The sequence below is a fragment of the Flectobacillus sp. genome, from assembly GCF_049240685.1.
GTDB lineage: Bacteria > Bacteroidota > Bacteroidia > Cytophagales > Spirosomataceae > Flectobacillus.
This window is the reverse complement of record NZ_JBMLSD010000075.1, coordinates 22,804-33,963: the sequence shown is the minus strand read 5'-3', so window position 1 is coordinate 33,963 and position 11,160 is coordinate 22,804. Positions and strand designations below refer to the sequence as shown.

Below are 11,160 nucleotides of genomic sequence, written 5' to 3'. Positions count from 1 at the left end.
GCCATGGGCTTTGGATAAAAGCATTTCTAAAAAACATCTTAAAACTCTTTGCCTAATGCCTATTGCCTGTTGCCTTAGGCTTTCAGGTATCAGCTTTCGGCCATGGGCTTTGGATAAAAGCATTTCTAAAAAACATCTTAAAACTCTTTGCCTATTGCCTTAGGCTTTCAGGTATCAGCTTTCGGCCATGGGCTTTGGACAAAAGCATTTCTAAAAAACATCTTAAAACTCTTTGCCTATTGCCTTAGGCTTTCAGGTATCAGCTTTCGGCCATGGGCTTTGGACAAAAGCATGTTTATGATTTTAGAAAAAACATCTTAAAACTCTTTGCCTAGTGCCTAGCGCCTGTTGCCTTATGCTTTCAGGTATCAGCTTTCGGCCATGGGCTTTGGATAAATGCATCTATATGATTTGGGAAAAAACATTTTAAAACTCTTTGCCTATCGCCTATTGCCTATTGCCTAGCGCCTATTGCCTAAACCACAAAACTTAAATCAAATCTTGTTCACTTACCTACGATTTCAGTGACTTGCTAGTATTTTTATTCAAAACGTTGGGTACTGACCTTCATAAACCACGTTTTTTAGCGATAATTTTAATCTAAATGATGGATTTACCTGTAAGAACCGTAAACGTGTCTTAAATCAAAGATTTAAGGCCTAAAAATCGATTATAGATTATTGTCTCACCAAAAAAATCCAATAGGTCATTTTTATCCATAACTTTTGGAGTGTTGGCGGAAAAAAAAACATTTCGCCAAAGATATCTAAATATAACTTTTGGAGTGTCGGCGGAAAAATTCATATTTCACACAAAGTAAAAGTTTTACAAAAAAAAGTAGATTTTAACTTTAAAAGTTTCCTTCATTTTTATCCAATTTTTTAAAATCAAAAAACAATCAAAAAATTCTCACTTTTCACATTTGAGAGAATTTCTTTTTTATTTCCTTAGATATTTCCTAATATTTCCTCTTGCGTAACTGATTGATTTTCAATGTTTTACATAGTATAAATATAACTTTTAGAGTGCTTAATATAACTTTTAGAGTGCCAAGTATAACTTTTGGAGTGTGTAAATATAACTTTTAGAGTGCTATAATATAACTTTTGGAGTGTCAAGTATAACTTTTGGAGTGTCTTTTTGCATATTAGAAAAGTACAATTTTTTGGGGTTTATAACACCGCATGACTATGATACAAATTTGAATCTATTTTGCTTGCATTGCTAAAAAAATCTTGTAATTTTGATACAAAATTGAATCACTATTCCTGATATATATAAATCTTACAAGTATATGATGAGAGATTAACTATGAAGCAAGGTATTAAGAAGAGAACTACTCAAGAAAATAAAGAAATAGAAGCATTGGAGCGAATCTCCAGTAGTTCTTACATGGTAGTATTAGGTAATCCGTTGTTGAATGCAAGGTATGACCTAACGGCATTTCAGATGAAAATTTTTCACTTTTTGGTGTTGAATACAGACCAGACTTCTGCTGGTTTTAAGGTTACCAAGGTAAAGGTTTCGGAAGTGTCACAATTTCTAAAAACAAAAACTAGCGATTATCTCTACAACCTATTAGAAAAGGAGTCTCGTAAGTTGATGAAAAAAGAAATATTCTTCGAAGACGAGCGTGGCTGGAAAGTAGCCAATATTTTGGCACAAATAGAATACCACAAAAAAGAAGGTGCATTCAGTTTTCTGTTTCCTCCCATGCTGGATGCCTATCTGTTGCAACTCAAGAAAAACTTCACCTACATCGATGTTCGAAATATTGTTTCGATGGACAGTGTTTATGCCATCCGTTTTTATGGTTTTTGCAAGGAGTTTGAGCGTTTTGGCAAGTTTCAATTTTCAGTAGAGGAAATGCGTAAAATGTTTAACCTTGAAAATAAATATGAGTTATATGGTTTGTTCAAGCAAAAAGTAATTGTTAAAGCGCAAGAGGAATTAATCAAAAATTCTGATTTGATTTTTGATTTTAGCGAAATAAAGGAAGGCAAAAAGGTAGTTGCCCTACAGTTTGTTATTCGCAAGAATCCTGATAAAACATCGGCTCAATTAGACATATCAAGCAATTCCACCGATTTTGATGCCGTAGATTCGCAATTTGAAGTAATAGAATCGAACACCCAACCCAATTATGAGTCGAGCACTTTGTTGAGACTTTCGGGAATCGTGCAGGTTTGGGGCATAGACTCATCAACCATTCAAAATTGGCTTGAGCAATACCCTATCGAGCAGGTAATTTTGGGGGTTGAATATGTACAAGCAGAATTAGAAAAAGAACCGAAGAAAATTAAAAATATTCCAGCCTATCTCAAAACAATAGTTAGTTCCACTCAATTACTGGAGCGTCAGAAGACCCTTGAAGAAGAAAAGCGGGTATTAAAAGCAGTATTAAAAAAGTCAGAAAACGAAAAACGTCAACTCGATTTACTCAAGCAGCAGCAAGATGATTTTTTGCATGAAGTCTACAAACAAAAGAGAAAACTCGTGTTGGCCTCACTTCAACAAAATCACCAATTGTACAAAAATGTTTTGAATTCGCTCAATGCTTCGGTTTTTTCAGCAATATACTATGAAAGCTATGTTTCTAAAGTTGGTACAGAGATTAGCCTTGAAAGCTTTTTAGCCTATTTTAATGAAAATACTGGATTTGAGGCCATAGTCATCGCTACACTCGAACAAGATACCAACCTGAATTTATTTGGGCACTTAGTCGAGCAATACGCCGACCAAGCCAAAGCCCTAGGTTTGAGCTATTTTTAAAAAATTAATTTTATTATTTGAACAGAAAATTAAGTTTACGAAACAATATTTATGAAAAGCAACCTGACTTTAGAGAAAATAGTCTCTTTTTTTCGTCACAACCCATCTCTTAGCGTCAATGGAGTCAATGACGAAGCAGGATTACCCAAACGCAAATTAGATTTAGTTTTCAATTCGAATGGTTCCAGAAAACTAAGTGAGGATGATTTGGCCAAGCTAGAGCCAATTTTGAGGAAATATGGATATAACGAATACCTTTATCAAAGTGCCCGAGTGATTTCGATTGTAAACCATAAAGGCGGTGTTGGAAAAACTACCACTACTGCATGTTTGGGCGAAACATTGGTCAGAAAAGGCTTTAAGGTCTTATTGATAGATTTTGATCCTCAGGGCAACTTGTCTCAGATTTTGGGTATAGAAAACCCAGAGTTACAAATTGCAGATTGCTTGTTTACGGATATGGCACTACCAACCGTTCAAATATTAGAAAATCTTTGGTTGGCTCCATCTGATATCACTTTGGCCGAGATAGAAGTCGATTTGTTGTCAAAAGTAGGTGGGGATGTTCGACTAAAACATAAAATAGAACCTTTGTTAGAGGAATACGACTATATCCTTATCGATTGTCCTCCAAGTTTGAGTAAGTTGACTGTATCTGCCTTGAATGCTTCCAATTCTACCTTGATTACGATGCTTCCAGAATCATCCTCCTTGAAAGGGTTAAATTCATTGTTGAACCGTATCAGCGAGGTAAAAACGCATACCAATCGTGACTTGACATTAGATGGTATTGTTTTTACTATGGTAAAAAAGAATACAGTACATGATGGATTCAAGGAGGCTTTGAGGGCTAACATGGGAAGCGATTTTAGAGTCTTTAATACAGAAATTAGACATTTGATTGACTTCCAAAAATCACAGGCCTTGCAGGCTACTTTGGGTACATTAAATGCGTCGTCGGAGGCTTACAAGTGCTACAAAGATTTTTGTGATGAATATATAGCGTATTTACAAGTAATTAATAACTAGGAAAGGGCATGAAAGGAATAGATTTTAAAAAGCAAGTAGCTATTAATACTGCTAATACGCTGAAAAACAATAAATTAATTTCTTCTGAAAATGTAAAGAAAAACCTTTTGGTTTTGCCAGAACTCAAGGAGTTTATACCGAGCTTGAGTACCGAAGAATATAAATCCTTGGAAGACAGTATTATTGCTAATGGCTGCCGTACACCTTTATTGGTTTGGGATACTACTCAAGGAGTCCTAAATCCAAACCACCCTACACCTAGCGAGCCTGCTTTTGTTTTGTTTGATGGACATCATCGTTATGAAATTTGTCAGAAAAATAGAGTTGATTTTCAAATTGACTTAATGACTTTTCCTTCCATAGACGAGGTAAAGGATTTTATGATTGATTTTCAGGTAGGTCGCCGAAATATGACCATGGAGCAATTGTCGTATTTTAGAGGCTTGAAGTATCAACGCATGAAAAACCGTCAAGGTGGTTTGCGTGGTACTTACACCGATATCGTTGATACCGCAACCGTGTTGGCAGAAGAATTTAAGGTAAGTCCGGCTACAATCAAACGTGATGCCGTTTTTGCACAGGGTATCGATAAAATGCAAGGTGCGTTGAAGCAGCAGGTTTTGGAAGGGAGTAAAAAGATAGAAAAAAAGCTGATTCAGCAATTAGCCAAAACTACTGTAGAAAAGCCCGTAGAATCATTTGAAGAACTTCAGGCCGTAGTCGCTAATAAAACCTCCGAAATCACTCAAAGTAGCTCCAATAAGCAAATAGAAGCCTTAAAAAAAGTAAGTGCTAGCATGAAAAAAGCTAATGTTACGCACTTGAGCTTAATAGTAAGAGGAAGTTTTATTTTAGAAAATGGACTGGAAGCAGAATGGAGACAGTTGAGAGAATTGGGGGAAGGTGTAATTATAGAGCCAGACTTCCAAGATGAAATTTCGTTTCCAGAGGCTATCGCATTAGGTTTGATAAAGTTGTAAATGAGTGAACAGGGGCAAAGTGATGGAGGCACAAAGTGATTGAAAAAAACTCACTTTGTGCCTCTAGTACTTTTGGGAGTAAGTTGGTAAAATCCTAGCATAATGCCTACGGCTTAGCGCCTAAAGCGAAATCATAAAATATTATTTCTTCAAAAATTCTTTATCTAAAAAGAAATATCTCGCTTCATTTTCAGAACGAACCGCCTTTGTATTAGCATTGATGATTAACACTTCTGGTTTTTCTTCATTTTTGGCTGATGGCCAGTTAGGTAGTTTATCACCATTTGGATTTCCTGTTTTGATGAAATTGGCAAAATAATTCATCATTGTTTCTGACACCTTGTAGTCATCTTCTGTCCAGGCATAAACTTTGTTGGTAGCTAAATTTCCCATAGCATATTCAATTTCAGCTGAGTGGACGGCTCCTTTTGGCTTAGGGGCTTTGGGTGTATTTTTATCTTTTTTGATAACACCACCAGCCAAACCAGCTTCCAAATCACTTTCGCGCATGTCTGGACGCGGTTGTGCATAATAATAGCGATAAACAGGCTGATCACTATTTTTTCGGTGCAAATCAAACCATTTCCAAGTACTAAAACCGATAAAACGGTCACCAGCCAAATCAGTGGCAGATTGTTCGGTAACCTCAGGAGTTCCCGCTGGATATAGTTTTAAAACTTCATCAGCTTTAGCTCCGTATAGTTCTTTCACACGCTGTGTGTAATTTTCGTTATTTAGCTCTTTACCAGCCATAATCGCACGATAATTCATTTCCTCGGAGTTCCATCCCAACATAAGAGGTACCATTGCTTGCTGTTTTGTTTCGAATATTTCTGTGAAAGTTTTCGGAAAAAAATAACCGTCCAAGGTAGTTCTAAAACCTGCATTTTGTGCACGATATTTTTGATAAATTTCAAAAGTAGACATGGCTCTCAAATCTTTCAACGATTGTGCACCAGCTTTGGTAGCGAACTCAACTCCAAGTTTTTCTGCATCTGCTAGTGGCGTAGCTGTAAGTAAAGAGCCACTCTCGCCAATTGCTCCAGCAATAAGATTTTTGGATAGGGGAGAAGCCATCTGAGCACTTACTGAGGCCGAACCCGCCGACTCACCTGCGATGGTTACTCTTTTGGGGTCTCCTCCAAATTTGGCGATATTGGCTTGTACCCATTTTAAGGCAGCGTTTTGGTCAAGTAAGCCATAATTGCCCGAACCTTTGTAGGTGGTCTCTTTACTTAGCTCAGGATGTGAGAAAAATCCGAAAATATTTAATCGATAATTGACGGTAACTGTTACAATTCCTTTTTTTGCCATATTTTCGCCATCATAACGATATTCGGAGCCATCACCAGCAGCAAAACCACCACCGTAGAAGTATACCAAAACAGGTAATTTTTCATCATTTGACTTGGCAGGAGACCATACATTAAGATACAAGCAATCTTCGCTCATGCCATCGCTACGGAAACCCATGTCGCCAAATAAAGCTGGTTGTACTGCTCTTGGCCCAAATTTTTTGGTTTGACGTACACCAGACCATTTTTCTGGTGCTTGTGGCGCTTTCCAACGCAAATCGCCAACGGGTGGTTTGGCAAATGGAATACCTTTAAAACTCTGAATATTGGAGCGAACATCAAATTCGCCTTCGATAGTACCTTGCTCAACATTGACTTGAACAGGAAAGGCATAGTTATTTTCGGCATGTTGTGCCATTGTGATGCTCGAAATGCATAAAGCAATTGCAGCAATGCTAGATTTGAGGGTTTTCATAGGATAATGTTCTGAATGGTTTTACTATTGTCTCATTGACTGACAATAGTAATTTGAAAAACTAAAAAATACAATTATTTCACAGATTTTTTTTATATTCGAAAATGGATAAATTAAATATTACTCAGGTTGGAAGGGCAAACGAAGCAGGATATTTAGCACATATTGCCTATGATTCAGTCATTTTTGGATTTGATGGAAAACAGTTAAAGATTTTAATTTCTGAGTATCATAATACAAAATTATTTGCCCTGCCAGGAGGGTTTGTCAAAATAAACGAGAGCTTAGACGATGCTGTTCGTCGTGGGTTAAGAGAGCGTACAGGATTAGAGAATATTTATTTGGAGCAGTTTCATGTTTTTGGAAGCCTAGAGAGATACATTCCTGAGGTCATGGATAGGATTATGCGTGGTTCGGGGAATATTCCTGCCAATGATTGCTGGCTGTTGGATAGATTTATTTCGATTGGTTATTATGCCTTAATCAACTATAACGATGTGACTCCACAGCCTGACGAATTATCAGATAGTTGTTGTTGGTACAATATCGACAAACTACCCGAATTGATGCTCGATCATGGATTAATTGTCCAAAAAGCACTCGAAACTCTTAGAGATAATCTCGACAAAAAGCTGGTGGGTATGAATTTATTGCCAGAAAGATTTACCATGAAAGAGTTACAAACAGTTTATGAGTTAATTCTTGGACAACAAATTAGGAGAACTACCTTTCAACGTTCTATGCTTGCAAAAGGAATCCTCAATAGGCACGAAAAGCAATTTTCGGGAAAATCTCATAAAGCGCCCTTTCTTTATAGTTTCAAAAAAGAGACGTAAAAGTGTATAGTTAAGTTATTATAAATTTTATTTATGATTATACTGAAAAATATAAATGATAATATATAAAAAGCTTTTATCATATTTGCACTGTCAAAGATAGGTTTATTAGGAACATGAAGTTCTCAATGAGAACAAATGCCTCAGAGTAATTCGTTAATATCGGGTTAGTAATTCTAGACTTCAGACGAGGTCGAAAAAAGGTGACTTAAGTAATTAGGTCACCTTCTTTTTTGGGTACTTTACCTTTTTGTTCATCAATTACCTAATTTAAGTCATCAAAAGATAATGTAGCAGTATAATCTAACAGTCTCATCTTGTATTCTTCTGATATTGAATATATTAAGTAAAAGAAAAGATTAAGTTAATAGTATATCTGAGACAAAATTTGACTATAACCTTTTGATTATGAATATCTTCAAATAACCAACTACTGTTAACTAATAACGTTTCCCTACTTATTGCAGATAAGTTGTCATTAACTGATGGCTAACTCTTATTTACGCATCAAAAATTTTTGAAGATTGAATGAAATAATGCGAGTAGATAAAATGGGATTAAAACAGGTATAAAAAAAGATGCACTGTTTCGAGCCAAATGGTCTAACAGTGCTTTTTACCAACAATTTAATATGAATATTTTTAGTTTCGTAAATTTATTTCCCTTCAAAAGTCAACTATTCCTTTATTTCCGATAAGACTTCGCTCAAATTAAACGCAAATTGCGCTCATTCGGATTGTAGTCAATTAATGATTAAACATTTTTTAGTACAAAGTGTTTTAAGTATTTTATTTTCTTATCATTATTTTCAATTTCAATATAGATAAGTAAAAGGTGCAGAGCTACATTCCGAACAGGTTTATGCTGGAAAAATTCCACAAATCATGTACAAGTTGTCAGTCAGCTATTTTGGGTGACTTTTAGGAAAAAAGCTTGTCGAAATACTTCGCAGCACCAACAAGCCTTTAAATCAACTAACTCTATACAATGATTTTAATTTTTATCTACCCCCTCTGCTTTTACCGCAAGCTCTTTCTCTACCGAAGCAGAGTTGGTAGTGTTTGTATGTGGCATTTTATAATTTTTGACATTCGCTAATTCTTCTGGTGTTTTGCCATATTCCAACAAAAGTTTTTTTTCTGTTGCTTCATCAGCGAATTTTTTGTAATCTCTACTAGTTTTTCCAACTACGACAAAAGCTGTATTATGATTTTTTTCAGCTTTTTTTTGAGCAGCCGCTGCTTTATTTGGGTGCTTGTAATTGTGTGTGCTATAACCTGGGTCGTTTGTCCAAGTGTTTTGTGCTTCTGCTGCTAAGTTGGCAGCCATAATTAAAGCGAAAGCATATATCCAAGTTTTCATGACGAGATTGTTTAATGGTTCTTTGTTTTTGTTTCTGATACAAAGATGCAACCTTGACATTAGGATAACTTCAGACTCAGCTTAGAACGAAATTAGATTTTTGTTTGTGCCTTATATGGCAAAATCACGGTAAAAGTTGTGCCCGTTGCTTCGGCAGATTGCACAGTGATTTGACCATGATGCAATTCTACAATTTTCTTTACTAAAGATAGGCCAACTCCATGGCCAGGCGTATTTCGGGAATTAGAACCACGTTTGAATGGTTCAAAAATTTCTAAAATTTCATTTTCAGGAATCGGTTTTCCCGAATTATGTACTGTTACACGAACTCCATTTTCGATACACTCTATTTTTACACTCACGGTATGATTATCTGAAAACTTGGCGCCGTTTTCTATCAAATTTATGAGAGCTGTATAAAGTAAAGCTTCGTGCGCATAAAGCTCAGACATAAAATCCTTTTCTTGTTCTAGCAATAATAAGACTTCATATTCTGGCTTTTTTTCGGTAAGTTCCTGACGAACCCCCCAAAGCAATTCAGTTAAATTAACCAAATTGTATTTGAGTGGTGTTTGATTAGAATCCATGCCAGCAATATCTAAAAGACCGTTTGCCAGTTTGTTGAGTTGCTGAACATCCTCTAAAACTGATTGAATCATTGCCTTTAACTCTTCGGGCGAATCGCCCGCCAAAAGTGATACCTGAATTTGTCCAGTTATGGCTGTCAAAGGCGTTCTAAGTTCATGTGAGGCATGAGCCACAAATGATTTTTGAAGACGAAATGCTTTTTGAAGACGTTCCAGCATTTGATTAAAACGCAAGGACAACTGGGCAATTTCATCTGTTCTGTTTCCTTCATCCAATCGCGAATCCAGACTGGATGCCGTAATTGTATCAATTTGTTTGATAATACGATTGATGGGTTGTAAGGCTCTACCCGCAAAAATCCAACCTGCAATAAATACAACCAAAGTAGTTAGTAAACAACCCGCTATTAGCATGATGGCGAGATTGCGTTGTTTACTCAAACCATATACGTCCACTGCCGAGGAGAAAATTAATACCTGTGTTTTGCCTAGTTGGTAGCGAAAGCCTAAGATTTCGCCTTGACCCACTCGCCAGTACAAGTCCCCATTTTGGATTACTTGGTCTAAACTACTAGCAGGAATATCAAAATAATCTGTTCCGCTTTCGTAGAGGATTTTTTTATTCAAATCAAAAATGACAATTTCTTCCTTATCCAAGACTGTCATTTGGTTCTTGTCGAGTAACTTGAGCAGCTGAGGACTAAACTTTTCGTTACCAAATAAAGCCTCTGCCGAAGTAATTCCTTCATGTTTCAGACGCTTAGTGAATACGTTTTGTCTATGAAGTGCTTCTTCCCAATATAAAAGTGTACAAAAAAGCACAAGCAAGGCCACCACAATACTACTAAACATCAAGGTGAGTCGAGTACGAATTGTCATATCATTACTTAGCTTTTAATACATAACCCATACCAACTACCGTGTGGATTAGCTTATTTTCAAAGCCTTTATCCACTTTATTTCGTAGATAATTAATATACACTTCAATAAAATTGGTACCCGTATCAAAATTGATATCCCAAACGTTTTCGGCAATATCTACTTTTGAAATTACCCTTCCTCGATTACGCATGAGGTATTCGAGCAGACTATATTCTTTGGCAGTAAGTTCAATTTGTCTGCCCCCACGGAAGGCTAATTTTTGAGCCAAATCAAGTTCCAAATCAGCTACTTTCAAAACCTCATTGGGGTAAGATACAGTAGGAGTACTTCTTTTGAGAAGAGCCTTTACTCTTACCAAAAGCTCCATAAAATCAAAAGGTTTTACAAGATAATCGTCTGTACCTACTTCAAAACCGCTAAGTTTATCTGCCATACTGCCCAAAGCTGTAAGCATCAGAATAGGAACTTGGGTATTAGATTCTCTAATTTTGGCACAAACATCAAGACCACTCATCCCTGGTAATCCAATATCAAGTATTACTAGGTCAAATGTATTTTTCGAAAAAGAGTCGATGGCAGTATGTCCGTCTTCGGCGATTAATGCTTCAAAGGATTGAGTTTCTAATCCTTTTTTGATGAAATTGGCTACTTTCTGCTCATCCTCTACAATCAAAATGTGCTGTTTCTCCATGATATAATTTTAAACGTAATTGGTTTTGTTTCGTCTGTCTGAATTATTTGAGGGTTTTAGAAAAAGATTAAACCCATCAACTTTTCGATACATAATAGACTTAAACCTGTATTGTCAAAGAAGTTTAGGAATTAAGCCATGAGTTTTGAGACTATAACTGATGCATGAAAATATACTGATGGCTTAATTTCCTAAATCTTAATCCCAACCCTAATTACTTGATGACAAAATTAAGGTAGAGGTATTAATAC

The 11,160-nt window shown here is 36.1% G+C and carries 8 protein-coding genes; 4 read left to right on the top strand and 4 right to left on the bottom strand.

Annotation, left to right across the window (positions count from 1 at the left end; genetic code table 11):
- The first annotated feature begins 1,311 nt into the window (after positions 1-1,311).
- From ACOVQ4_RS03655 to ACOVQ4_RS03645, 3 genes are read left to right on the top strand one after another with little or no spacing between them, the layout of a single operon-like run.
- Positions 1,312-2,772 carry a replication initiation protein gene (locus ACOVQ4_RS03655; protein ID WP_421819298.1) on the top strand — a complete coding sequence of 487 codons (1,461 nt, stop codon included), beginning with the start codon at positions 1,312-1,314 and terminating at the stop codon, positions 2,770-2,772.
- Positions 2,773-2,823: 51 nt separating this feature from the next.
- On the top strand, positions 2,824-3,801 hold the full coding sequence (locus ACOVQ4_RS03650; protein WP_421819297.1) for a ParA family protein: 978 nt from the start codon (positions 2,824-2,826) through the stop codon (positions 3,799-3,801).
- Between the two features lie 8 nt (positions 3,802-3,809).
- Entirely contained in the window at positions 3,810-4,781 is a 972-nt protein-coding gene (locus tag ACOVQ4_RS03645; protein WP_421819296.1) for a hypothetical protein, read from the top strand.
- A 141-nt stretch (positions 4,782-4,922) separates the two neighbouring features.
- Here ACOVQ4_RS03645 and ACOVQ4_RS03640 read toward each other — a convergent pair whose 3' ends face one another.
- The gene (locus ACOVQ4_RS03640) at positions 4,923-6,551 is read right to left on the bottom strand and encodes a carboxylesterase/lipase family protein (RefSeq protein ID WP_421819295.1); all 1,629 of its coding nucleotides are present in this window, start codon (positions 6,549-6,551) and stop codon (positions 4,923-4,925) included.
- Between the two features lie 104 nt (positions 6,552-6,655).
- Between ACOVQ4_RS03640 and ACOVQ4_RS03635 the strand changes: the two genes are divergently transcribed.
- Complete coding sequence (locus ACOVQ4_RS03635) at positions 6,656-7,387, top strand: NUDIX hydrolase (protein WP_421819294.1); 732 nt, start codon at positions 6,656-6,658, stop codon at positions 7,385-7,387.
- Between the two features lie 993 nt (positions 7,388-8,380).
- Here the strand turns inward: ACOVQ4_RS03635 and ACOVQ4_RS03630 are convergent.
- The 3 genes from ACOVQ4_RS03630 to ACOVQ4_RS03620 all read right to left on the bottom strand — a co-directional run bounded on the left by ACOVQ4_RS03630 (position 8,381) and on the right by ACOVQ4_RS03620 (position 10,909).
- On the bottom strand, positions 8,381-8,749 hold the full coding sequence (locus tag ACOVQ4_RS03630; protein WP_421819293.1) for a hypothetical protein: 369 nt from the start codon (positions 8,747-8,749) through the stop codon (positions 8,381-8,383).
- Between the two features lie 92 nt (positions 8,750-8,841).
- A complete protein-coding gene (locus tag ACOVQ4_RS03625) occupies positions 8,842-10,215 on the bottom strand; it encodes a HAMP domain-containing sensor histidine kinase (protein WP_421819292.1) in 1,374 nt (457 codons plus the stop codon).
- Between the two features lie 4 nt (positions 10,216-10,219).
- Entirely contained in the window at positions 10,220-10,909 is a 690-nt protein-coding gene (locus ACOVQ4_RS03620; RefSeq protein ID WP_421819291.1) for a response regulator, read from the bottom strand.
- Between the last annotated feature and the right edge of the window lie 251 nt (positions 10,910-11,160).

Bases quoted from the DNA above. Each gene is read 5' to 3' on its own strand.
- ACOVQ4_RS03655 (WP_421819298.1), top strand. From the start codon at position 1,312: ATGAAGCAAGGTATTAAGAAGAGAACTACTCAAGAAAATAAAGAAATA.
- ACOVQ4_RS03650 (WP_421819297.1), top strand. From the start codon at position 2,824: ATGAAAAGCAACCTGACTTTAGAGAAAATAGTCTCTTTTTTTCGTCAC.
- ACOVQ4_RS03645 (WP_421819296.1), top strand. From the start codon at position 3,810: ATGAAAGGAATAGATTTTAAAAAGCAAGTAGCTATTAATACTGCTAAT.
- ACOVQ4_RS03640 (WP_421819295.1), bottom strand. From the start codon at position 6,551: ATGAAAACCCTCAAATCTAGCATTGCTGCAATTGCTTTATGCATTTCG.
- ACOVQ4_RS03635 (WP_421819294.1), top strand. From the start codon at position 6,656: ATGGATAAATTAAATATTACTCAGGTTGGAAGGGCAAACGAAGCAGGA.
- ACOVQ4_RS03630 (WP_421819293.1), bottom strand. From the start codon at position 8,749: ATGAAAACTTGGATATATGCTTTCGCTTTAATTATGGCTGCCAACTTA.
- ACOVQ4_RS03625 (WP_421819292.1), bottom strand. From the start codon at position 10,215: ATGACAATTCGTACTCGACTCACCTTGATGTTTAGTAGTATTGTGGTG.
- ACOVQ4_RS03620 (WP_421819291.1), bottom strand. From the start codon at position 10,909: ATGGAGAAACAGCACATTTTGATTGTAGAGGATGAGCAGAAAGTAGCC.